Source organism: Oceanobacillus alkalisoli (assembly GCF_022213125.1).
GTDB classification, from domain to species: domain Bacteria; phylum Bacillota; class Bacilli; order Bacillales; family Amphibacillaceae; genus Oceanobacillus; species Oceanobacillus alkalisoli.
In genome coordinates, this window is record NZ_JAKNRA010000010.1 from 40126 (window position 1) to 64148 (window position 24023).

Annotated in this window: 34 protein-coding genes; all 34 read left to right on the top strand. The window is 39.3% G+C overall.

Translation table 11 applies throughout. From position 1 onward, the window contains the following. The first annotated feature begins 19 nt into the window (after positions 1–19). The 34 genes from L3V42_RS12660 (at position 20) to L3V42_RS12825 (ending at position 24002) form a co-directional block, all read left to right on the top strand. Positions 20–445, top strand: coding sequence for a YopX family protein (locus L3V42_RS12660; protein WP_238472134.1), 426 nt, complete (start codon positions 20–22; stop codon positions 443–445). Continuing rightward, a complete protein-coding gene (locus L3V42_RS12665; protein ID WP_238472135.1) occupies positions 438–920 on the top strand; it encodes a hypothetical protein in 483 nt (160 codons plus the stop codon). The genes L3V42_RS12660 and L3V42_RS12665 overlap by 8 nt, the downstream gene beginning before the upstream one ends. A gap of 50 nt (positions 921–970) precedes the next feature. Beyond that, positions 971–1177 (top strand): hypothetical protein, encoded by a 207-nt coding sequence (locus L3V42_RS12670; protein ID WP_238472136.1) that lies wholly within the window; start codon positions 971–973, stop codon positions 1175–1177. Positions 1178–1193: 16 nt separating this feature from the next. Beyond that, positions 1194–1508 carry a MazG-like family protein gene (locus tag L3V42_RS12675; RefSeq protein ID WP_238472137.1) on the top strand — a complete coding sequence of 105 codons (315 nt, stop codon included), beginning with the start codon at positions 1194–1196 and terminating at the stop codon, positions 1506–1508. A gap of 2 nt (positions 1509–1510) precedes the next feature. Then, complete coding sequence (locus L3V42_RS12680) at positions 1511–1705, top strand: hypothetical protein (protein WP_238472138.1); 195 nt, start codon at positions 1511–1513, stop codon at positions 1703–1705. Between the two features lie 3 nt (positions 1706–1708). Further along, positions 1709–1921: a hypothetical protein gene (locus tag L3V42_RS12685; protein WP_238472139.1), complete on the top strand. Its 213-nt coding sequence runs from the start codon at positions 1709–1711 to the stop codon at positions 1919–1921. Between the two features lie 14 nt (positions 1922–1935). Then, the gene (gene recU, locus L3V42_RS12690) at positions 1936–2439 is read left to right on the top strand and encodes a Holliday junction resolvase RecU (RefSeq protein WP_238472140.1); all 504 of its coding nucleotides are present in this window, start codon (positions 1936–1938) and stop codon (positions 2437–2439) included. A gap of 101 nt (positions 2440–2540) precedes the next feature. Further along, positions 2541–2765 carry an XtrA/YqaO family protein gene (locus tag L3V42_RS12695; RefSeq protein WP_235761333.1) on the top strand — a complete coding sequence of 75 codons (225 nt, stop codon included), beginning with the start codon at positions 2541–2543 and terminating at the stop codon, positions 2763–2765. Then, positions 2762–3334 carry a hypothetical protein gene (locus L3V42_RS12700; protein WP_235761334.1) on the top strand — a complete coding sequence of 191 codons (573 nt, stop codon included), beginning with the start codon at positions 2762–2764 and terminating at the stop codon, positions 3332–3334. Before L3V42_RS12695 ends, L3V42_RS12700 begins: the two co-directional genes overlap by 4 nt. Before the next feature lie 95 nt (positions 3335–3429). Next, positions 3430–3945 (top strand): sigma-70 family RNA polymerase sigma factor, encoded by a 516-nt coding sequence (locus L3V42_RS12705; RefSeq protein ID WP_238472141.1) that lies wholly within the window; start codon positions 3430–3432, stop codon positions 3943–3945. Between the two features lie 184 nt (positions 3946–4129). After that, positions 4130–4342 (top strand): hypothetical protein, encoded by a 213-nt coding sequence (locus L3V42_RS12710; protein ID WP_238472142.1) that lies wholly within the window; start codon positions 4130–4132, stop codon positions 4340–4342. Positions 4343–4416: 74 nt separating this feature from the next. Then, positions 4417–5181 carry a hypothetical protein gene (locus L3V42_RS12715; RefSeq protein WP_238472143.1) on the top strand — a complete coding sequence of 255 codons (765 nt, stop codon included), beginning with the start codon at positions 4417–4419 and terminating at the stop codon, positions 5179–5181. Next, positions 5168–6523, top strand: coding sequence for a PBSX family phage terminase large subunit (locus L3V42_RS12720; RefSeq protein ID WP_439651892.1), 1356 nt, complete (start codon positions 5168–5170; stop codon positions 6521–6523). Before L3V42_RS12715 ends, L3V42_RS12720 begins: the two co-directional genes overlap by 14 nt. Positions 6524–6534: 11 nt before the next feature. Beyond that, positions 6535–8109 (top strand): phage portal protein, encoded by a 1575-nt coding sequence (locus tag L3V42_RS12725; protein ID WP_238472145.1) that lies wholly within the window; start codon positions 6535–6537, stop codon positions 8107–8109. 4 nt (positions 8110–8113) lie between these two features. Further along, a complete protein-coding gene (locus L3V42_RS12730; RefSeq protein WP_238472146.1) occupies positions 8114–9295 on the top strand; it encodes a phage minor capsid protein in 1182 nt (393 codons plus the stop codon). A 5-nt stretch (positions 9296–9300) separates the two neighbouring features. Continuing rightward, positions 9301–9564 (top strand): hypothetical protein, encoded by a 264-nt coding sequence (locus L3V42_RS12735; RefSeq protein ID WP_238472147.1) that lies wholly within the window; start codon positions 9301–9303, stop codon positions 9562–9564. 71 nt (positions 9565–9635) lie between these two features. Then, on the top strand, positions 9636–9809 hold the full coding sequence (locus tag L3V42_RS12740; RefSeq protein ID WP_238472148.1) for a hypothetical protein: 174 nt from the start codon (positions 9636–9638) through the stop codon (positions 9807–9809). A gap of 126 nt (positions 9810–9935) precedes the next feature. Continuing rightward, positions 9936–10541: a phage scaffolding protein gene (locus L3V42_RS12745; RefSeq protein ID WP_238472149.1), complete on the top strand. Its 606-nt coding sequence runs from the start codon at positions 9936–9938 to the stop codon at positions 10539–10541. A gap of 43 nt (positions 10542–10584) precedes the next feature. Next, on the top strand, positions 10585–11508 hold the full coding sequence (locus L3V42_RS12750; protein WP_238472150.1) for a hypothetical protein: 924 nt from the start codon (positions 10585–10587) through the stop codon (positions 11506–11508). Positions 11509–11524: 16 nt separating this feature from the next. Further along, the gene (locus L3V42_RS12755; protein ID WP_238472151.1) at positions 11525–11728 is read left to right on the top strand and encodes a hypothetical protein; all 204 of its coding nucleotides are present in this window, start codon (positions 11525–11527) and stop codon (positions 11726–11728) included. Between the two features lie 31 nt (positions 11729–11759). After that, the gene (locus L3V42_RS12760) at positions 11760–12158 is read left to right on the top strand and encodes a head-tail connector protein (protein WP_238472152.1); all 399 of its coding nucleotides are present in this window, start codon (positions 11760–11762) and stop codon (positions 12156–12158) included. After that, on the top strand, positions 12152–12490 hold the full coding sequence (locus tag L3V42_RS12765; protein WP_238472153.1) for a putative minor capsid protein: 339 nt from the start codon (positions 12152–12154) through the stop codon (positions 12488–12490). Before L3V42_RS12760 ends, L3V42_RS12765 begins: the two co-directional genes overlap by 7 nt. Further along, complete coding sequence (locus tag L3V42_RS12770) at positions 12490–12816, top strand: minor capsid protein (RefSeq protein ID WP_238472154.1); 327 nt, start codon at positions 12490–12492, stop codon at positions 12814–12816. Before L3V42_RS12765 ends, L3V42_RS12770 begins: the two co-directional genes overlap by 1 nt. Next, positions 12817–13224, top strand: a complete 408-nt coding sequence (locus L3V42_RS12775; protein ID WP_238472155.1) for a phage tail terminator protein — start codon at positions 12817–12819, stop codon at positions 13222–13224. Continuing rightward, positions 13217–13756 (top strand): phage tail tube protein, encoded by a 540-nt coding sequence (locus L3V42_RS12780; RefSeq protein WP_235761349.1) that lies wholly within the window; start codon positions 13217–13219, stop codon positions 13754–13756. Before L3V42_RS12775 ends, L3V42_RS12780 begins: the two co-directional genes overlap by 8 nt. Before the next feature lie 45 nt (positions 13757–13801). Then, positions 13802–14242: a hypothetical protein gene (locus L3V42_RS12785; protein WP_238472156.1), complete on the top strand. Its 441-nt coding sequence runs from the start codon at positions 13802–13804 to the stop codon at positions 14240–14242. Between the two features lie 8 nt (positions 14243–14250). Beyond that, positions 14251–14811 carry a Gp15 family bacteriophage protein gene (locus L3V42_RS12790; RefSeq protein WP_235761351.1) on the top strand — a complete coding sequence of 187 codons (561 nt, stop codon included), beginning with the start codon at positions 14251–14253 and terminating at the stop codon, positions 14809–14811. 1 nt (position 14812) lies between these two features. Continuing rightward, complete coding sequence (locus tag L3V42_RS12795) at positions 14813–18187, top strand: tape measure protein (RefSeq protein WP_238472157.1); 3375 nt, start codon at positions 14813–14815, stop codon at positions 18185–18187. Next, positions 18184–18993 (top strand): phage tail domain-containing protein, encoded by an 810-nt coding sequence (locus L3V42_RS12800; protein ID WP_238472158.1) that lies wholly within the window; start codon positions 18184–18186, stop codon positions 18991–18993. The genes L3V42_RS12795 and L3V42_RS12800 overlap by 4 nt, the downstream gene beginning before the upstream one ends. A 9-nt stretch (positions 18994–19002) precedes the next feature. After that, positions 19003–19227 carry a hypothetical protein gene (locus tag L3V42_RS12805; RefSeq protein ID WP_238472159.1) on the top strand — a complete coding sequence of 75 codons (225 nt, stop codon included), beginning with the start codon at positions 19003–19005 and terminating at the stop codon, positions 19225–19227. Between the two features lies 1 nt (position 19228). Continuing rightward, positions 19229–21211, top strand: a complete 1983-nt coding sequence (locus L3V42_RS12810) for a M14 family zinc carboxypeptidase (RefSeq protein ID WP_238472160.1) — start codon at positions 19229–19231, stop codon at positions 21209–21211. Between the two features lie 49 nt (positions 21212–21260). Next, positions 21261–21767, top strand: a complete 507-nt coding sequence (locus L3V42_RS12815) for a hypothetical protein (protein WP_238472161.1) — start codon at positions 21261–21263, stop codon at positions 21765–21767. Further along, positions 21736–23781, top strand: a complete 2046-nt coding sequence (locus tag L3V42_RS12820; RefSeq protein WP_238472162.1) for a phage tail spike protein — start codon at positions 21736–21738, stop codon at positions 23779–23781. The genes L3V42_RS12815 and L3V42_RS12820 overlap by 32 nt, the downstream gene beginning before the upstream one ends. Further along, a complete protein-coding gene (locus tag L3V42_RS12825) occupies positions 23781–24002 on the top strand; it encodes a hypothetical protein (RefSeq protein WP_238472163.1) in 222 nt (73 codons plus the stop codon). The genes L3V42_RS12820 and L3V42_RS12825 overlap by 1 nt, the downstream gene beginning before the upstream one ends. Positions 24003–24023: the final 21 nt, after the last annotated feature.

Here is a 24023-nt window from a genome sequence, read left to right on the forward strand (position 1 = left end):
AGTTGAAAGGAGAATAACAGTGAGAGAAATTAAGTTTCGTGTATGGGACAAGGAAGAAAAAGAATTTATATATTTTAACAAATTTGGATTTTGGGAAGATGGAAGTCTTATGTATGTACAACAAATTGATGATTGCGAAAGAGAAATCGAACCACCGTTTTTTGTTGAAACCAATACAGTGTCAATAAACCAATTCACAGGACTAAAAGATAGCAATGGAAAAGAGATTTATGAGGGTGATATTTATGCCTACCACATCACAGTAGCGTCCGTTCAAGGTGTAGAATTCAGTTTTGAAAAAACTAGTGTGGTCGAGTGGAGAGATGGTGCGTTTTGGGTTAATGAGTATTTATTAAGTGAAGCACTTGAAGGAGACGACAACCCTGTGATTATCGGAAATATATATGAAAATCCTGAATTAGAGGAGATAAATACTAATGAGTGAATTAGAGAAAATAAAAGAAATATTTTTAGAACAAGTTTATAACATGAATCAGATAGTAACCTTTGACCGAGAACATGCAGAGTGGCTTATAAATCGTGTGGAAATTTTAGAAAAGGATAACGATTGGTTAAACAGAAGTTTACTTGATTCAGAAAAGGCTTATCAAGAATTAAGAAAGTCTTTTAAAGAACAAACAGACAGAGCGGTTAAGGGTTGGGAGAAAGTAATTGAATTAGAAAAAGAAAATCAAAGAATTAATAAAGTGAAAGAAATTTGCGAGAGAGATAACGAAAGGTTAACAGAAAGAGTGCGTCAATTAGAAACTCTATTGAATGATACAAAGGCAACACTATTCAATGAAATTATTGAACAAGAGAAAATATTAGGGAGTACTCCTATTGAAGATGAAAAACTAATAAGTCACAGAAAGGGAATAGTAGGAGGTTTAAGAATATCTTTAAGTTTTTTGAATTAAAGTAATTCGTAGTTCGAACAAAATACTAACTATTAAAAGGAGACTAACCAATGACACCTGAAAAACTTTACGATAAATGGCATGAAAAGCTCCAGGAAGTAAACGAAGAAGTGAGATTTTTCAGACGGAAGTATCATGACACAAGAAGTCATGATGACGAAATGGACATGTTTGTTGCTGCCCGAGAATCGAATACGATTCGAGAGTTTTTAGAAGATGTACGTAAATTAAATCCAAATATGGATAGTAAGTATTGAAAGGGAGATTAAACCAATGAATCTAATAAAGTTAGTCGAAAACGTTGAACAATGGAGCATCAACAAAGGGTTGGACAAAGCAGAAAGCAGTAAGCAATTTCTAAAAGTCACAGAAGAAGTCGGTGAAGTTGCTGCAGCGTTGGCAAGGGATGATAGAGTTGCTCTCCAAGATGGTATTGGTGATGTGCTTGTAACACTTATCATTCTAGGTCAACAAAACGGCTTAACCCTAGAAGAATGTTTGCAGATGGCTTATAACGAAATCGCTGATCGCCGCGGTGAAATGGTTAATGGAATATTTGTGAAAGAAGAAGATTTAAAGGAGGTCTAACCGTGCAAACACTAGATAAATCACTAAGAGATACAGAAGTCAGTCAACGCAAGAAATTTCTAATCATGAACCTTAGAAAACTAGGCGTCTTTGAAACAACGGACGGAAGAAGTCTAGACGATGTAAGCCTGTATACATTGGAGTGGAATTACGTGACCGCCAAGAATGATGCTATTCGAGCATACGGGGAGGAATAATCCATGCAAGCAATCAGCAGAGTACGCCATCCGGATAAATATCAGTGTGTGCTGCAGTGTATTGATAAGGAATCGGAAGGCTTCGAATGTGTGAAGCCGATTCGCCGGGTGACGAGATATCATAAGCATTTTAAGCGTAGAGGTAAGTTTGTGGAGTTTTCCGGAGATAGCGGTGATAGCTATTGGGAAGCTGTGTATCGTAAGAAATTATCGTGAGGGGTGATGGTTATATGAGCCATGGCAAGCGAGGAAAAACATTAGAGAATATAATCGAATATTCCAATAAAGTTTACAAAAATAAAGGGATGGCGCTCGTTGACAAGGTGCCTACTCCATGGAATGTTCACTATAACAAAAAGACCGGAAGGGTTGTCAGAGCGTTCCCAGAAAAGAAAGGCACAGTGGACTTTGTAGGAATCAGTCACGGGCGATCAATTGCTTTCGATGCTAAAAGCACCAAGATTCGGACGAGTTTCCCACTAAAAAATGTGGAGCAACACCAAGTGGACTATTTGATTAATCATCAAGACCAAGGCGGAATATCGTTCTTTATCGTTTACTTTGAGAAACATAACGAAGCGTATTACCTTCCGATAGATGAGCTTAAAAAGTGGTGGGATAGCCAATTAAGCGGCGGACGGAAAAGTATTCCTTACGAGTGGTTTGTATTAAATACTGACTTAATCAAAACAAATAACGGTGTTCCATTGGATTATTTAGAGAGAGCAATCTAACAATCTAGCAAAATAATCAATAAAAAAAGCCGGGGCTCATCTCCCCGGCAACCAACTCTATTTGACTAAGTTTATTATACCATACTGAGGGGTTGGTACACATGAATAAGAGAGACATCCAGGCAACAATCCAAGAAGATTTCCAACTAGAAGAGGGAGCTAATAAGCTAGAATTTGATATAATGGACTTACCTTCCAGTTGTGTAATAGTTATTTGCGATGGAGTAGCTAAATTGAGGGAGCTTCCGCCATTTGGGGAATACAAAATCGTTACACATCAAGGGAAGGTGAAACGAATGCGGAGGGAAGAGGGGGAAGAGTTTTGAGTATAATTATATTAATTTTGCAAGTGGTAATTATTATTGGAGCATACTGGTTATTTGATTATATAAAAAAGGTCCCAGATCAGATACACAAGAAAAACTTAGAAACATTTAAAAATGAATTACAGAAGGAAATTGTAAAGCTAGAGGCTTCTGAAAGCAATTTGCACCTAAAGAAGATTGAAAAGTTCACAGAGTTTAGTGGGGCGCTTTACGATGTTCTTAATGGTGTGAAATACAAAGATGTTGATGATGAAGAACTTAAAGAAAATGCAACAAAATCTATGGAATCCTTTACTAAGGACATAATGTTTTTCGCTGGGGAAAACACTATAAAGAAGTTTGTTGAGTACAGAAGATATTCTCAACTATTAACTAATGAGGGCGGTAAAGATGAACAAGCTAAGTTTAATTATATTTTAGCTGAATTAATTTTAGAAATGAGAAAGGATTTAGGGTATGACGATAAAGTAGATGTTGATGATTATTTGTATATCTTAATTAGGGATTGGGATGAAAACAAAGAGTTGTTCAAGGAAAGATCAAATAGAGCAAAACAATTAAAAAAATAGTTCTACCAGCCAACTGGAGGACACTGAATGACGCAAGAAGCGTTGTTTGGTGTCCTTTTTTATTTGCAAAACAACTACTTGAGGGAGTGTTGTAAATGAACAATATGAACAGCAAACAACTAGAAAACTGGGCAGACAGATTACTGGCAGAATACGATGAAGGTTGGAAGGGATTGAATAAGACGAAGGACAATCTCCGTGATGATTTTCTTCCTGATCAACAGGATAAGACACATATAAACAGCATGATTGACAGCATGACCTATTCCATCGATTGGATGCGAACTGGCAGGCAACCCGATATGTATCGTGGTGTAGATAAAAAAGATAAATATCGCGCTAAGTTTTATGATGATATGGACATTTTGCCGGATATCAATGAGGAACTGCGGAAAGAGCGAGAGCCGTTGTATATGAGTCAGGAACAGCGAATGGCGTTGATTCAATTGTTCAGGAACTTCTCTGATAGAGAAAGGCAATGTTATGTCATGCATACGGCGGAAGGATTGAGTATGCAGCAAATAGCTGATAAATTAGGCTTAAGTAAGTGGACAGTCAGAACTTATATAAACCGAGCAAAAGAGAAAGTGGAAGAAATTACTGCTGCTTAATATGTCGCACGAATGTCGCACGGATTTCCGGAAAGTGAAAGGGTCTTTTTGGGATAGAGCACTAATTAAATTTAGAGCGTGCCCCTTAAGACCTTACGGTCTTTATTAATATTATAATCATTAGTAGATTTAGCAGGTAATTAGTCCTCTTTTGTCGTATGATAAAGATGGGGAGGTGAATGTTATGTCAGAAGAAACTAACGGAAGAAACATTCTTGATGTTGCGATGGAATTAACCAAAATTCACTTAAGAAGCTGGGGAGTGAGTGATTCGGATGAACTGAAAAAAGTTTATACCGAATATTATTCACTAGTTAAGGCGGTCGGTAACAAGCAAGGGAGAAACTTGTATGATTTCTTGCCTGAGGAAATCATCAGTAAATTTAAAGGTGAGTAATACACAAAAAACATCTATCTGTAAAAAAGATAGGTGTTTTTTATTTTAAGAATTCGGAGGTGGAGTTGATGTAAATGCCGAACTGGGAAAAAATTCGATTAGAATGGGAAACTACAAAAATAACATTCAAGGCTCTAGCAGAAAAACACGGCGTAAAAGAAGGTACACTGAAAAGTCGTCGCAGTCGTGAAAAATGGACGAGGGATGCAACTAAGAAAAAAGATGCAACTAAAACACGGAAGGTTGCAACCAATTCTAAAGAGGTGCAACCAAAAAAAGAACAGCGATATAAAGAAGGGAGCAGAAAAGGTGCTGGGAATCCTAGCCCGGTAAAGCAATTTGCCAAACGAAACTCAGCCGCAAGAAAGCATGGTCTTAGAGCAAAGTACTTCACCGATACCCAAAAGGAAATCATGGAGGACTTTGAGGATTTTTCCATCGCCGATCAATTATGGTTACAGATTGAGATTAAATTTTCTGCCATTATACATTTACAGAAGATAATGTGGGTTGAACATGATGACGACACATTGAGTGAAATATCAATGGAATCAAGTGGTATGGAAGGTTCTTCCGAGGCATACAAGGTAGTTTATGCATTTGAGCAATATGAAGCATATATAAGAGCGCAATCGAGAGCGATGGCTGAATACAGGAATCTTGTTAAGCAGTTCCTTGAATTAGCGCACGATGAAGATGAAAGAAAGCTTAAGTTAGAACTAATGCAGCATCAAATAGATAAGACCAAGGCCGAAACCGAGAAAATAACCAAAGAACAAGACGGCGGTTCTCCACCAGTTATTACAATTGTTGACGAGTGGAGTGATGCAAGTGAGTAAGCAGGTAACTGTAAACATCCAGAAAGAAGTTAACCCGCATTTCAAACCTGTATGGACCACGGACAAGCCGTATAACATATTAAGAGGTGGCCGGAACTCATTTAAGTCATCTGTTATTGCATTGCTGCTTGTTTATATGATGCTTAGGTATCTAACCAAGGGAGAAAAGGCGAACGTTGTTGTCGTTCGAAAAGTAGCAAGCACAATTCGAGATTCGGTATTCCTAAAAATTCAATGGGCGCTTGAGAAGTTCGGATTGCTGGATCAATTTAGTATGACGGTTGCTCCTTTCAAGATAATGCATAAAGGAACTGGATCAACATTCTATTTCTATGGATCGGATGATTTCCAGAAGCTGAAATCTAACGACATCGGGAATTTAATTGCAGTCTGGTATGAAGAAGCTGCTGAATTTGGTAGTGCCGAGGAATTTGACCAGACGAACGTTACATTTATGCGACAGAAACATCCACTGGCTGATTTCGTCCGGATATTCTGGTCGTATAACCCACCGAGGAACCCATACCACTGGATAAATGAATGGTCCGACAGCATGACTGGTGAAGATGCCTATTTGGTCCATCATTCAAGTTATTTAGATGATGAATTGGGCTTTGTTACTGAACAAATGCTTGATGATATCGAGCGAATCAAAAAGAATGATTATGATTACTATCGGTATTTGTATAAAGGTGAACCGGTAGGTCTTGGAAATAATGTCTACAATATGAGCTTATTTAAAGAGTTAGAGGAGTTGCCTTCTGACGATAGAATCATTGCTCTTTATTATTCTACAGACGGCGGGCACTCACAATCGGCTACTACTCATGGTTGTTACGGTCTAACAGCTAAGGGGAATGTGATACTGCTAAATACTTATTACTATAGCCCGGCTGGTAGAGTTGAAAAGAAGGCTCCTAGTGATTTATCAAAGGACTTAAATGAATTCATAACAAAGACAGCACAACAAGAGTATTGGCGTGGTGCCAGGATAATGAACCGTACCATTGATAGTGCTGAGGGAGCGCTTAGAAACCAGTATTATAAAGATTATCGACAGCATTTAACACCAGTCGCCAAGAAAAAGAAAGTTGATATGATTGACTACCCTACAGACCTTTTAGCGCAAGGTCGTTTTTATTATCTTAAAAATCCATATCCAACCGGGATGGAGCATGCGGATAGCAATGAAATCTTCATAGAGGAACATAAAAAGTTCTCCTGGAATGAAAAAACAGTCAACAGTGAAAATCCGCAAGTTATCGAAGAGGATGACCATACTTGTGACCAATTTATATATTTTTGTTTATCAAACGCACGTGATTTAAGACTGAAAGTTTAGGAGGTGAAGCCGTGAAAGTCATCCAACGCATTAAAAATCTATTTAAGAGAGGAGGTTATGCATTGTCTGGCAAGGATTTAAAATCAATTAACGATCATCCTAAAATCAATATCGACCCAAAAGAATTAGCAAGAATAGAGCGCAACTTAAGGCAGTATGAGGGCGATTATCCGAAAGTGGAGTATTACAATTCGCATGGAGACTTGCAGAAACGAGATTATATGTCACTGAATTTACGGAAATTGAGTGCTGATGTATTAGCTGGTCTTATTTTTAATGAACAATGTGAAATCAATGTTTCTGATGCGGATGAAAAGAAAAAGAAGGATAACTCCTTTAAGTCGGCACATGAGTTTATCGAGCATGTATTTGAACATAACAAATTCAAGAAGAATCTAGCTGATTACCTGGAGCCTGCACTTGCTCTTGGCGGATTGACAGTAAGGCCGTATGTAGATATGGAAACTGGCGAAATTGAATTTTCTTGGGCTATTGCCAACGCTTTTTATCCGTTAAGAAATAATAGTAATGGCATATCGGAAGGTGTCATGAAGTCGGTGACCACTAAACATGATGGTAATCGCACCATTTATTACACATTGCTAGAATTTCATGAGTGGGAAAAAGGGCAGGATGGCAATAATTTATACGTTATTACAAATGAACTTTATAAGTCGGAAAGTCCGAATGAAGTTGGTAAGCGTGTTGCTTTAGAAGAAATATACGAGGGGCTGCAAGAAGTCTCATATATTCCCGGTTTATCACGTCCGTTATTTAATTATCTCAAGCCGTCTGGATTCAATAATATCAATCCACACAGTCCACTAGGGCTGGGTATTTGCGATAACTCTGTATCTACTCTTAAAAAGATAAATGACACATACGATCAGTTCTGGTGGGAAATCAGAATGGGGCAGCGAACGGTGTTTGTGGATGATGCTGTGCTTAACACTCTGCCAGACGAAAGTGGCCGACCTCCTAAACAGATTTTTGACCCAGACGTTAACGTTTATAAGTCCATGAGAATGAATGAGGGCAAAGATCCGGTTAAAGATGTGACTAGCGACATTCGTACAGACCAGTATATCGCTGCTATTAATCAATCATTACGAACGTTAGAAATGGAATTAAAGCTTTCTGTGGGTACTTTCTCATTCGATGGCCGTTCTATGAAAACAGCAACTGAGGTTGTTAGTGAAAATGATTTAACTTACCGGACTCGTAACGATCATGTTTATGAGGTTGAGCAGTTTATTAAAGGCTTGATTGTTTCTGTTCTTGAACTAGCAAAAGCCACTACATGGAATAACAAACAGTTATTTGATGGTGAAATACCAACATTTGAGCATATCGGTGTTGACTTTGATGATGGTGTGTTTCAGGATAGGACGGCTTTGCTGCGATTCTATGGACAGGCTAAGCAATTCGGTTTCATTCCTACAACAGAAGCTATCGAACGCATATTCAAGGTTCCGAAAGAAATGGCTGAGGAATGGTATGAGCAAATCATTATGGACCAGTCGGATATGGATCCGGTAGAGATTACTAGTCGACGGGAAAGGCGCGAGCTGGGAATGGAGGAGTGATTAAGTGGAAACTAAAAATCCGAGAATCACTCCTATCCAACTCGACTTATGGTCCGGCAATATGTCCGAACTCTATAACTCCCTTGAAGGAGAAATTATTCGCATCATCATCAAACGCTTAAAGCGTGGTTCAAGTGACATTACCCAATGGCAAGCTCAGAAACTATCCGAATTGCGCTTATTCAACAATGAAGTGGCTAAATACCTTGCAGAAGTAACAAGCGTTGCTGAAACTGAAATAAAGCGCATGTTCGAAGATGCTGGAACAGCCATTGTGGAGGATATTGACCAATCTATGCCTTATCCTACTAAACCAATGCCAAACAACTTAGATAACGTCATGCGTGCTTATCATGAGCAGGTTTGGAGTGAAATTGATAACTACGTCAATCAGACGTTAATTACTACAAATTATGGAACTGGAACAGCAGCAAGAGCATACACAGATGTATTGAACCGAACTACTGCAATGTTTAATACTGGATTATATTCATTTGAGGATGCAGTTGAGCGTTCTGTAATGGAATTAGCGCAAAAGGGTATTAATTCTACTTTTGTTGATAAAGGCGGCCACACGTGGAGCCTAGAACGCTATACTAGAACCGTTTTGAAGTCTACCCTATCAAATACCTATGATTCTCTTAGAAAAGACCGTATGGCTGATTATGGCGTTCATACAGTGGTTGTTACTTCTCATGCAGGAGCAAGGAAGCAATGCTCTGTTATTCAAGGGAATGTTGTTGATTTACGTTTCCCTAATGAGATTCCGACGGATAGCGAGTATAAAAGTATTTATGATCCAATGTGGGGTGCTGAATATGGAACGGCGGGTGGGCACAGAGGTGTAAACTGCCGTCACTTGCATGTGCCTTTTATTCCGGGAGTAAACACGAATAACCAACCTCAATTTGACCAAGAGCTGAATGCAAAAGTAGCAAAAGCACGTGATACTCAGCGCCGGATTGAAAGGGAGATTGTGAAATACAAGAAAAACCTTATGGTTGCTACTGAATTAGGCAGCGATAAGACTTCTTACTGGCAATCCATGGTTACTCGAAGGCAAAAGGCAATGCGTATCCATTTGAAGAACAATGGGGAGTATTTGAGCCGGAATTACCGTCGTGAGAAGGTTTATACGCCATTAGATACATTGTTGAAAGACTTTTCTTATAAAGAAGGAGCGTGATTTTGTTGAGCGATAAATTGATTTTAAAAATTAGTAAAAACAAGGAATACGAATCTACTAGCTCAAGCACATATGATATTTATCTCAATGATTGGAAATTAGAAAGAGGTGTACTCGGCATCAACTTAGACATGCAAGCGCCGGAAAGACCACTACTCACTATAGAATGTCATCCGGATTTTATTGAAATAGATGATGTAGATGTCGAGGCAGTATTCAAAGATGCATTTGAGGAAAAGGAGAAATGCGGTTTCTATGACAGACAATAATTGGAGGTGATCACTATATCTCCTAGCTACCAGGTGCGGTAGCCGTTTGTAAAACGTAAAGGTGGTGTGTAATGGGAAATATTATCGACTTATTGCCTTATGAAGTTTATGAGTATTCTTGGGGTTCAGCGGTAAAACATCGTAACGGAAAATGGGATAAGGTGTTTTTAAAACCAGACGCTCAAGAAATCGATGTATCGAATATAGAAGTGGTTATACATGAAACTGGAATTGAATTTATTTAAGTGCACCTAGCAGTCAAGCGTTAGGTGCTTTATTATGCCCATTTTAAAGGCTTGGGGTAAAACTAAGCGAAACCTTACCGCATGAGGTGTTACATGCTAAAAAACATTAATAAGGAGCGATTATAGATGGATTTGAAAGAATTACTCGGAGAAGAACTATACAACCAAGTCATTGAAAAAGCAGGTGATAAAAAGATTGCTGTTGTTTCTGATGGGAATTGGTTCCCAAAAGAAAAGTTCGACACGGTGAATAATGAAAACAAGAGTCTGAAACAGCAAGTTAAAGACCGTGATAAGCAATTAAACGACTTGAAGGGCGTTGATCCGGAGAAGTTACAACAAAAAATAACGGACTTGCAGCAAGCGAATAAAGATAAGGACAAAGAACACCGGGAGCAAACTGCCAAGCAACAAAAGGAATTTGCTATTGAACTAGCATTGAGAGATGCAAATGCTTTAAACACTAAAGCAGTAAAAGCCTTGCTTGATACCGATTCTATTAAATTAGATGGTGAAACGTTACTGGGGTTAGATGACCAGCTGAAAACATTGCAAGAATCCGATGCTTATTTATTTAAGCAAGAACAAAAACCAAATTCACCAACAATTGTTGCTGGCGGCAATCCAAACGGTGGCGGTAGTGGTGCGATAACGAAAGAACAGATCATGAAAGAGCCAGATGCTATTAAGCGTCAAAAAATGATTCAAGAAAACAGTCAATTATTCCAATAAAGAGAGGACAATTTAAATGGAAAAACAAAAACAGTTATTAAAAATGAACTTGCAAACATTTGCGAGAGCAGATAATTACCCAGAACCAAATACACAAATGCAATCTAATTTTAGCGAGTTGGATGCAAAATCAATTGATTATGCTTACCGATTCGGGGAGAACTTCAGTAAATTTATTGAAGCGTTAGGTATTACACGTCAAATTCCGGTACAAGAAGGATTTACGTTGACGATGTACAAAGCGCCTGTTGTTGATTTGGCTGACGGTGATGTTGGAGAAGGTGAATTAATCCCACTCTCTAAAGTCACGCCACAACCTGCCGAAACGAAAGAAATCACGCTTAAAAAGTATCGTAAAGTTACCACCGCCGAAGCTATCCAACGATATGGTCGTGATGAAGCGATCAACATGACAGATAATGCACTTATCAAAGAGGTACAGAAAGGCATTCGTGATTACTTGTTTGACACAATCAAGACACACGGAACAGAACAACCGAACTTGAATGCAGGTACATTGCAAGGTGCGTTAGCATCTGCATGGGGTGCGTTGGAAGTCTTGTTCGAAGATGACACGATCACGACAGTGGCATTTGTTAATCCAATGGATGTCGCAAACGAAATTGCTAATAAAAAAATTACACTTGAAACACAGTTTGGGCTGCGTTACTACACTGATTTAACAGGAACGGTTGTATTCTTAAACAATACAATCCCACAAGGTGAAGTTTATGCAACGGCTGCTGACAACTTACAAGTGGCTTATATTTCAGCTGGTTCTGATGCATTTCAAGAATTTAACATGTTTACCGATGAGTTTGGTTACATTGCTATAGCTCACGGACAGCAATTAGAGACTCTATCTGTACAAACTGTTCTAGCATCTGGTGTGTTAATCTTCCCAGAGCGTTTGGACGGCATGGTTAAAATCGATATCGCGGGCGGCGAAACTACTCCAGAAGCATAAGAAAGGGATGATATAAATGGCGACATTTAAGTTTAATAAAGATTATCGCGACAAAGAATTGAAACAAGACATAAAAGCAAATGAACCTGTTGAAATGACAGTCAAACGTGCTGATGAAGTGGTTAAAAACATCAGAAAACAAAGCGACAAATTTAAAGGGTATGAAAATTTTGGATATGAACGTGTAGACAATAAAGAAGAACAAGGGGAAGGCGATTAAGCTTTCCTCTTTTTTTTGAGGAGGAGAGATTATGCCTTATCTCACATTCGACGAATTCAAAGAATTTAACAAGGCAGATGTTGACGAAACGACTTTTGGTAAGTTGCTTCCGAAAGCATCTGCCATTTTAGATAACGTGACGAATCACTTTTACGCTAAATGCGATATGGATAAAGATAATACTTGGCGAGTGGACAAATTTAAACAGGCTCTATGCGCTCAAATAGAGTATTTCAACGAGTTAGGAGCAACTACATTCGAAGGTATCAATCAAGCGCCACAGTCGTTTAGTGCGGGACGTACAAGCGTAACGAATCCAAGTAGATACAATACAACGGGCGAAAATGAAAGCAAGTCATTGGTTGCCGAAGATGTTTATATTTATCTATCTGGTACAGGGTTGTTATTTGCAGGTGTTGCCGTATGGTAATGCCTAAACCGCCTGCAGACTTTTGTATTGATTCATTTGAATATCGGGAGTTTATTAGCGATGGTTGGAACGGACCGGAGTACAAAGAATCTGTAACGATTGAACACTGCCGTATTGATCGTGGAGCTGAATACAGTCAGTCATCAGCTGGGAAGGTGTTGCTCTATAATGCCGTTATTTTCTGTTACGAAGGCATTACTACGCCATTACCGAAATTTATAACACAATCCATAGTGCGCTTTGATGACCAAGACCACACGATTACAAAGGTAATTCCAATCTATGAAGCATATGAGAAAACCCTCTATTCCTACGAATTGGAAGTGGTCTAATGGTCGAGGTGAATGTCAATTTATCTGGTGTATATAAAAAGATGGAAAATCAGAATGTAGACCGTGGAAGGTATGCAGTTGCGAATCAGGCGCTTGCTGATATGAATCAATTTGTTCCCATGGATGAGGGTATCTTAAGGCAAACGGCAACCATCGACATTGATGGAACTGGAATCAATTACAACACGCCATACGCAAACCGAATGTTTAAGTATTACATGTATAACTACACCACACCAGGCACTGGACCACGTTGGGATAATAAAGCCAAAGGAATGTTCATGAGCGATTGGATTAATGCATTTTTGAAAGGGGCTGGTTGGTAAGTGGACTTTATTGAAAGACTAGCAGAAAGAGTTAACCAGATTCCGAGTCTACCTATCAGGGTTGAACCCGGTTATCTTGGAGCTGGTGAATCATTTGTATTCTATCCACTACCAGGCTCCCGAATAACGCAGGCTTTCATGGATGGAACGAGTGATCAACAACTAAACTTTGAATTTGCCATGCGTTCAACAATTCAAGGCAAGATTAATCAAACGTTATGGGTTGTTCAGAATGAATTAGAGCAATTGGAAGAATTGGAAAGTCAAGACGGTAGCTTTGAATTTCAAAATATAGTAATCACAAACAAGCCTTTCATCAACCAAGCTGATGACCAAGGCTTTTTTACTTTTTTATTAGATATACAGGCAAATATTACAGTTTTCAAGGAGGAAAAAATCAATGGCTAGAAATAAAAACGCATTACGTGGGCATTTTATCCAAGAATATACACCAGGACAGGATGAACCGGGTGAGGAATGGTTAGAATTGGCTCACTACATCTCCAACATTGCAATGGAGCCAAACGAAACTACAGAAGAGGAAGCTTTCTATGATGGTGATGGGACGCTAGAGGAAACCGTAACAGGAGTGGCAAGGGCTTATTCTCCTGAAGGTCACTTTGACCCAGAAGACCCTGCGCAAGCATTGATTGAAAGCTTGCAGGATGAAGTGGGCGACAAACGTATAGTGTGGCATAGAGTTGTTCGTTCGGACGGTAAAAAAGAATGGGTGGGACCTGCAACGGTATTGAATATCATTGCAGGTGCAGGTGAAGCGAGTGCTTATGAAACATTCTCTTGCACCATCCGTTTTAAAGAGAAACCTAAAGAAATCGATTTGGATAGCGGTGGCGGTGGTAGTGCTCAGACTGTAGGTGTAAGCAAAGTGCTTTCTGCGGATGAAGATAATAAAGCTGTCACAACCAGCGATAAAAAATAAGAGGGGCTTTGTGCCTCTCTTTATCTGTTTTTAGGAGGATGAAAGATGTCTGGAATTCAAATTGACATAAAGAAAACTGGATTTCCCGTGAAAGTAGGAGAAATCGAACTGTGGTTTGATGATTCTATGGAAAAGCTAGCTAACTTTTTGGATGCTGAAAAGAAATTACAAGAAAATGACTTGAAGATAGCTGAAAAAATGAAGAAATACAACAATATTGATGAGGAATCCATGGACTCAGCGACAGCGAATAAGATTGTTGAGTTGAAAAAAGAAAGTATTTCCGCATTTTATGAAGAGGCTTTTGGTGAGGGAAGCTTTAACAAGATTTATGAAAAGTACCCGGATGTAATAGAACTTGAAAATATCGTTGTTCCAATTGGAAAAGCAATAATGGACACAGTTCTAGAAAGAGAAAACAAACGGATGAAGAGAGCCGAATCTGAACTAAGTGAGATTGATAAAAAAAGAGCAAAGAAAAAGTAGGTGATTAGATGCGTTTAAACGACCCTCTGATCACCTCTTTTGAATATGAAGGAACAGAATACGAAATCAATCTTGCATTTGACAACGTGCTTGATGTTTTCGATGTAATCAAAATACCTTATTTGCACCCATTTGAAAAGGCTAAAAAGTGCCTTGAATATTTGTTGGTTGATGAAACATTAGAGACGGAAACAATTATAGAACTTTGGAATTTTATTTTTGAAACCTTTATTGAATTTGAAGAAAAGAAACCTATTCAATATGACTTGAAAGGGAATCCAATGCCGACGGAAGAAGACGAGGACGAAGAAGAGTATTCCGACATCGAACAAGATGCCGAATATATTTATGCTTCATTCCGGCAAGCATATGGAATTAATCTTTTTCAAGAACAAGGAAAAATGCAGTGGAGTGAATTCAAGGCTTTGCTTCACGGGCTTCCTAACAATACAGTTTTTAGACAAATTATGCAGATTAGAGCATGGGAGCCATCAAAACACGATACTCCGGAAACAAAAAAAGAAATGGAAAAACTGAAAAGAATTCATGCGCTGAAGGAGGTGGAGTAGATTGGCAGATGGTTCTATTAAAATTGCAATCGAAGTTGATGGTAAGCAGATTAATATAGCAGCTGATAGCCTGAAAGATTTGGAGAGCACCGGAAGGGCCACTGGGGATGGCGTAAAAGATACGGAAGATGCTGTTAAAGGAGTCGGTAACGAATCCGGTAAAGCGAGTGGCAACATTAAAAAACTTGCCGGAGCACTTGGGTTAGTAGCGATTGCTTCAGCAGCCTTTAAAGTATTAAAAGATTCGATGGATGCGGCTATTTCTCGTTTTGATACCTTGAATACATTTCCGAAAGTATTACAAGAATTAGGTGTATCAGCTGAGGACTCCGAACGAGCCATGAGCAACTTATCTGATGGTATCGACGGTCTACCCACCAAGCTAGATGAAATTGCATCTAATGCACAACGTATGTACTCCACATTCGACGATATGGACAAGGCAACAGATTCTGCCATCGCACTAAACAACGCTTTACTAGGGTCCGGGTCTAGCGCAGCAGATGCACAACGAGGTACGGAGCAGTACATCAAATATCTACAAACCGGAAAAATGGAAATGGATACCTGGACTACACTCCAAGAGACAATGGATGTTGGTTTAATCAAGATAGCTGAATCATTTGGGTACACCGGCCGAACGGCAAAAACAGAACTGTACGCTGCACTGAAAGACGGAGCAATCACCATGGATGAGTTTAACGATAGACTTATTGAAGTTGGAACCGGAACGGGAATTATGGCCAAGCTTGCAAAAGAAAACAGTCTGGGTGTAGGGACTTCCATGCAGAACCTTAAAACGGCTGTATCCAGAAACTTAGCGAATGTGGTTGAATCTTTTGACCGATTATCAAAAGAAGTTACTGGAAATTCAATTGCCGAAAACATAGACGGCATGAAGAATGTTGTTAATGCCGCTTTTTCTGTTATTGTCAGCACCATCGATAGCGCAACCCCAGTTGTGGTGTTTTTTGCTGATGGAGTGAAAGCAACAATTCCAGTTGTAAAAGCATTGACACCTGCAATCATTGGTTTAATGACAGCCTATGCAGCTTATCAAGTTATTACAAAAGCGGGCGCTGCTATTGAATCATCTAATAAAATCCTTGCCATTGCAGAAACTTCACAAAAAGCTTTAACTCTGGCGACTAGGGCTCAATTGACGGCACAAGCGGCATCAACGACAGCAAAAGCTGCTGACACAGCTGCGACTGCTGCGCAAACTGGGGCAATCGGCTTGCAGACCATAGCAGTCGGAGTCTTGACTGGAAGAATGAAACTATCTACTGCTGCAATGATAGCCAAAACTGCTGCAACTACTGCATTAAGAACAGCATTAACTGCACTGACAGGACCCGTTGGATGGGTGACTGCTGGTATTGGTGCGTTGGTAACCGGAGCTGTTGCAGTCGTAAAGTGGTTAAATCAAACTACTGCAGAAGCGGAAAGGCTAAACGCTGAAACGGAGGATTTGGCTAGTACAACAGACGAACTTGCGGATAGTGTAAATAATTCTTCGAAGGCTTATGAAGATAATGTTAGTGACATCACGTCAACATCTGCCGCCAATGATGATCTTATCAGGAAAATTAAAGAACTATCTGAGGTGGAAGAGAAATCAGCAGCTGATAAAGCCTTATTACAAACCTACATTGATTCCTTGAATGGTTCCGTACAAGGTTTGGGTCTAGCTTATGATGAACAGGCAAACGCAATGAACGTGTCGAATGAAGAGTTGCAGGCTAGAGTTGACTTGATGAAGGCGGAGGAAAGTGGAATTGCTGCACAGGAAAGATTAGCAGAGATTCAGGCAGAGCAAATTGATACGCAGCTACAAATGAATGAAGTGAATGCCCTGCGTGAAGAATGGAATCAAAAACTCGAAGATGGCACAGTTAAATCAAAAGAGCATAAAGAAGCCGTAGCTGACTTAGACGAGCAAGAGAATCTATTGAAAGCGACATTAGTGGAACTCGGGGAACAATACGGATTAACGGAGGAGCAAGTAACCACAGCAGCCGAGAACGCAGCCACAGCCATTGAAGAAGGTAACCTAAGGCAAGTCACTTCGTATGAGGATTTATCGGACGTACAAAAAGAAGTCTTTGACAACATGAAAGCTAGTTATGACGAATTAGTAGAAAATGCAACGAATGCATTTGAAAAAATGAACGATGAATCAAAGGTGTCTTCCGATGAAATGATTGCTAACCTCAAGCACAATCAGCAAATGACAGAAGAATGGGGAGAAAACATTGCTGAATTGTACGAATATGCATCTAAAAACGGTCACGAAGGTTTCTTACACTGGTTAGAACAATTAGGTCCTGATTCAGCAGCAGAGATAGAGGTAATTAACGGAATGTCCGATACAAAATTAGCTGAGTTTGCTGAGTTGATGGACAGCGGTGCTTCAGTAGCTGGAGATAGTTTTAAAACATCCTTAGGCGATGAGTTCGACGATGCTGTTGATGTAATGGTTGATTTCATTGATGAAGGATCAACTTCTATGAGAGAGCAGATTAAAATTGCCGGATTTGATGAAATCGGGAGTATGGTTCCCGAAGGACTTGTGGAAGGAATTGAATCTGGTACACCTGATGCGGAAAACGCAGGCAAGGAAATGGCTGAAAAGACGACGCAAGCAACAAAAGATGCCTTTGAAACACGAAGTCCATCCAAGGTTTATGAGGGGATTGGTGGCGACCTAACAGATGGATTGGCTAACGGTGTCCAAAGAGGTACAGCGCGCGTGTTAATTGCTGTTAGGATGATGTTTAACAGAGTAAGAACTGATTCGTTACGGCAGTTTAATACGATTAATAGCGATTATCAACGACAAACCAGCAGATTGAGAACCACAATGCATTCGCAGTATCGCTCTATTGGTCTACATGCAATGTCTGGTTTAAGGATTGGATTAAACGCTGGTAGTGGCCGGGTGATGGCTACGGCTAGGAGTATTGCTAATAGGGTTGCTTATACGATGCAGAAAGCATTGAAGATAAATTCTCCATCACTTGTTATGAGAGATGATGTAGGTCGATGGGTGCCTGAAGGTCTCGCTGTGGGCATTAAGGATAATGCTAATTCAGTTTTCCGGGAGTTAAATAGGTTATCGAGCAGAGTTATGCGAATGGGTACGCCTGAAATGGCGCTAGGAATGCCAAGCATGGCTTATAGCGGTGGCAGCACTTCGAATGTTATGAACAGATCGACCACTGAAAACAAATACAACACCACTAACATGCAAGGAATGTTTGAGGGTGCTAATTTCCATGTTAGAAATGATGATGATATTCCTAAATTAGCGAAAGAATTAAACGATTATATGACACGTGGTGCAAGAAAGTACGGGACGGTGAAATTGCCATGATAACAATGGATGACAACTATAGATTAGAGGAATTCGGATTTAAAGCTTACTTGGACCATGAACATCAGGCTACCCCAGAAATTAGACGTAAAACAATGCCAATTCCAGGTATGGCTGGTTCTTGGAATTTTGGTTCTGAAATCGGTGAGCGACACTTTAATATTCCATTAAAACTATCGGGAGAGGATCAAGTAAGCATGCAATATTTGCAGAGTGCATTTATTACTTTTTTGTTTGATGCATTCGGAAAGCCAAGACCAATTAAGATGTCTTTTGATTATGAGCCAGATAAGCATTACACGGTTGAACTATCAAGTGTAGTAACACCAAACACAGCTATTTATCATTTTAAAAACTTTGGTTTACCTCTGGTGGCAAGTGATCCAATGAAATATGCTAGTGCAAATCAATACGATCCGGACAGAGATATTTATTATGGTCATGTTCAAGACGGAGATTATTACGATAATCCTCAGTCCTTTCAGTGGCAATACGAACGGCACTACAGTGGTATTAATAATTACTCATCGCTAGTGGCCGATTTCATGATTGAAATTGCAGGCACTGTAACCGATCCGTCTGTGACGAATTTAAACACGAATCAAACATTGACTTTGCCGTCTATTAATAATGGAAGATTAGTCATTGACGGTAAACGATTTGTTGTTATTAAGGATGGCCAAGAAATTTTAGATGGCAGCAACTATAATTTTTTCCATATCCAACCCGGTGCGGTTGGTTTTTTATTTGAAGGAGAAAATCCTTCTGCAACAGTCAACTATGGATGGTTACACAAGTTTATGTGAGGTGAGGAAATGTTAATCAAAGCATTATTAATAATAGCTATTTCAGTCGTTCTTTCAACGATAATCAATGTAATCATTATGAGAAAGACGACAGAAATAGCTGTAAAAGAAATAGTAAAAGTAGAAAACAGAATGCACAAAACAATTGAATTAAATCGAGTAGATGTTGGACAAGTAGCTAAGGAACTAAATGACCATATCAAAACTAAGGAACGAACCAGAGGAGTGATGTGATATGGCGATTAAACCGGTTAGCGGAAAGATTGAATCACAGGAAATTAATGATAATTTGAGTTATTTGGATAGCAGAATGAGTAGAATAATTACTACTCCAGTTGAAGGAGTGTCTGCTGAAGAAATCGCTGATGCTCGAGAAGATGAAGATTCTTTAGGTGATCGTATACGGTTCATCGCAAGTGGTGATGGATTAGATGATAAAGCGGCTACATCTGACAAACGAACAGTTTTAGGTAATACCTTGAATGTCGTAGTTAATACCGCAGTATCGCATCCAAATGTTGATAAAAACAATAATACAGTTACATTTTATAGCGGCACATTTTTTTATTGGAATAAACGGCGTAATTTTGTGTCAGGTGATTATATAGTAGATTATTCGGATGTTTGGAATGATGGAAACACAATCCCTAATTTATATTATAATACCGAAACCAACACGATTAGAGTTGTTGCTTCGGATGAACTATTGTCAATTACCGAAGATGAACTGTTTGTAATGTCTTTATTAAAAACTTGGGATGGGAAATTAAAATATGTAGTGGCAAATTTCCCCTTTACAATTGACGGTAGAAATCCAGATGAGGATGAGATCCTTAAATTGTCGTCAGTAGGTGGGTTAGGTCAGATAGGGTTACGCCCAAACAGCCCTCGAGCAGATATAGATAATAATAATAAGACATTATTCATACCGAGCGGGGCGGCAATTTATTACCGTGATGGCAGATATACTGTTTCCGAAGATACCACTATACAATTCTTAAGTGGCTCAGCTTCTTTGCGCCAACACGTTTACTATAATATCGCAAATGGTAATTTTATTGTCAGAAGAGGTCTGCATACTACTCAAACTACCGAAAATGAAATTCTTATTTGGGCAATTGAGTGGTTGGATAATAATCGAAACACTATAACTTATATATGGACAACTTGTGACTATACTATCAATGGAAAAAATCCGATTGAAGCAAAGGTCGAAGAAGCAATTGATGAAAAGATTGGAGATCTAAAAGAATCAAAGTTCACCTTTGCCCCAACGGTATTGTCAACGGACTATCAGTCAACAGATGGGAAATACCCAGCTATTATTAATTCAGATGAATATCACACTAACTTTGCACAATTAATAAGCGATCACCCAGACTTTTTAAGTAGAAACTTACAAGGTAAAGATGGGACAGGACAGTATGATATTTTTGAATATCACGCTGGGGCTGACGAAATTGAACCACCAGGTACATTAAAACCAAGACCTAAAATAATAATCACAGCTGGGGTACATGGTTATGAAAGAACTTCCCCAATCGCACTATATTACTTTATAAAAGACATATGTGAGAACTGGCAAAATGACCCAGTGCTTGAGTATTTCAGATGGAATGTGGATATTATATTCAACCCTATTGTAAACCCATATGGGTACAATACAACTAACCGGGTAAATGGGAATAGTGTAGACATTAACCGCAATTTCCCAGATGGTTGGGTGTCTTCAACGGTTGGCGAATCCACCTATGGTGGGCCAAGCCCAGCCTCAGAAGTTGAGACACAATATGTTATGAACACATTACAAAGACATTTAGACGCTTTAGCTTATTTAGATCACCACACCAATGGGAACACAAGGAATTATAGTGATTATTCCCAAATGTTTTGGGTGTTAATGAACTCAGGATATGGGATTGATAATAATATCATGGCTGCTGGGAAGTACACACTAGAAAAAATGACCAGAGCAACTATAGAACGTTATGGTTTTCCAAACAACGTTGGTCACTTTGGTCACATGACAGTTGCAGGTGCTGGAGGAATGGCCCAGCGTTATGGGTCAAGTCTGGGCATACCATCAACTGTTATTGAGACATTTTTCAATTTACCGACAGAAGAGGGAAGCTTCACACCTTCTTACAATGCCATTCGTTCCAGCACAGATTATATTGGTATTTTCTTAGCTGCTTTGATTAATCAGTTTAATAAATAAAAGGACTTTTGACCTCCTATGTCGTATATTGTAGGTAGGAGGGGATAACGTGCAGTTTATAACTGAATTAGTTCTACCAATTTTAGGGGTTTTAATTGGTAGTGGAATAACGATTGGTATTTTTAAAATATCTGAAACTAAAAAGAAAAGAGTAAACCGTTTAAATAATTTAAATCAGTTAATGAAATTAACCAATAATCTTTGTAATGAGGCGAGTAATGTACTATTTGAATTTGAAGCCAACCCTTCCCTGGAAAGTGTTAAGAGAGCTAGAACATTTACATCTGAAACATTACTTGACTATAGTGTTGATGCAGTCTTTCACGCGATTTATATTGATGAATCCATATACAATGAAACTGTAGACTTTACTGAGGTACTCATTGACCAATTTAAAAAATTAAGTGAGCCTACGAAGCATGCAAAGGAATTTGAATCCACTATCAAAGCATTGTTAAATCATGTAATGGAAGATGGTTATTCACTTCTTAATATGTGTAACAATAAAAGAAATGATTATCTTATTGAATTTGGAGAAAAATACATCATCAAATGAGGTGATCACCATAATAAAAACATTAAACCTGAACCGCCAAACAACAGCAATCCTAGAAAATGCATATAATATCGGCTACGAAAAAGAAGTCAACGCCATCTGGCAGGCTTCTTTTTCTTTACCTTTAAACGATCCAAAGGTTGAAAAGGTGGAGCTTTTAAAGTATGTGGAGATAACAGATGAAGACGAGTATATCGGACTGTTCCGCATCATCCCTAAACAAACAAGAAAAAACAGCGAAGCAAATTACGTACAATTCCACTGCGAGCACGTTCTGGCAACATTAATGGACAGCTCGCTTTTTAAATACCATCAATTAACGAATTACACGACTGATTATGTACTGGAGTACCTGTTGAATCAACAGAATCACAAGCATTGGAACCTAGGACAAGTAGATTTCACCCGTTATTTCCATTATTCCTGGGAAAATGAAAATGTGATAACCGCACTATTCAGTGTGCCTCTACCGTTTAACGAGCAATATATATGGACGTGGGACACGCAAAGTTATCCGTGGACATTAAACCTAGTAAGACCGGAAATGGAGCCTACATGCCGTATTAAAGAGGGGTATAATCTTAGAACACTGGAAATTGAAGAAAACCCTATGTCCTTGTATAACCGCATCTATCCATTGGGAGCCGGGGAAGGTGTCAATCAGTTAACAATTGAATCGATCAATAACGGTGTTCCTTATCTGGAAGACATTCAGCCGGGCGAGGAAATTAAAGAGGTTGTATGGGTGGACCAACGTTTTACAGACGTTGAATCATTAAAGGCAAGCGCTCAAGCATTGCTCGATAAATGGAAAAAGCCAATAGTAACCTGGAAGATAGGTGCTGCAGAAGTATCAAAAATCACAGGTCTATCAGTGGACAAATTTAAAGCTGGTGCAGTTGTAAGAATGCAGCTGGATGACTTCCCGACAACTGACTTAAGAATTATGAGAGAGAGCAAATCGGATATAAAAGGTGATCCAGGAAATGCTCAGCTAGAAATTGATAACGTGCAGGAAGATTTAGCATCGACAAATGCTGATTTGGAGCGCAGGCAACAAGTGAATGAGTTGTATTCCCAAGGCGCTACAAACATACTGAATTTTACCTATCAGGACAACGCGGACGCGGAAATGGCGGCTACGATTCCATTCTATCTTGATAATGATGTGGTGAATATTAATACGGTTGAATTAACTTATCGAACAAGACCATTTCGAGCCTATTCACAAGCCACGGAAGGTGGGGGGGCTATCGTAGGGACTACGAAAGGTGGGGGAGGTACGACTAGAAGTACAACAGAAGGCGGTGGCACAACAGCAACGTCATCCAGTGGAGGTGGTTCCCAACAAACATCATCTAGTGGTGGAGGTACAAGTAGAAGCACAAACAGTGGTGGCGGGAGTTCGCAAACGAGCGCGGCTGGAGGTGACCATACGCACGTTATGTTTAGTGTAGTTGGGTACGAGGGTGTTTCCAATGGTGATCAGGTGGCAATAGCGGGAGCGGTTAATGATCAAGGTTCTCGACTTAGACTGCCGGGAGATACCGGGTCTGGGTCATATCGAACTCAAGGTTCGAGCGGTAACCACCAACACTCTGTAACGATTCCGGCTCATAGTCACGAATTCAGCACGCCTAATCATACTCATAGTGTTAATATTCCAGCGCATACCCATGACCTGACAATACCAGCTCACAGCCACGAAGTAACGATTCCTGAGCACACACATGAAATTGAACTACCAAATCATACGCATGAGGTACGTCATGGTATATACGAATTGAATGAAATCCCATCAAGTGTGTTAATAAAAGTGGACGGGAATGTAGTTCCCCATGAATCTATAAGCGGCGATCGTATTGATTTGGTAGATTACATGTCAAAAGACAGTAATGGACGTATTACAAGGGGCAGACATGAAGTGGAAATACTGCCAGATGGATTGGCTCGAATTGAAGCTGACTTGATTCTTCGCGTATTTATACAAAGTCAATTGGGGGAGGTGTTTTGATGATTAGTTCGGGAGGTACAGCGAAAACCACGAGTCAAGAAACACAAGAAATGATAAAATTAGAAATATCCACCCATTCCGGTGATGTCGATACTGTAGAAGTAAATTCTTATAATGCAGAAGAAATGGCAACAGAACTGAATAACCATGAGATACAAGCTATTGCTATTGGAGATAATGTATATAGCCGTATTGACATTAAAAATATTAAACCAAAATAAAGTTTATGGTATGATTATCCA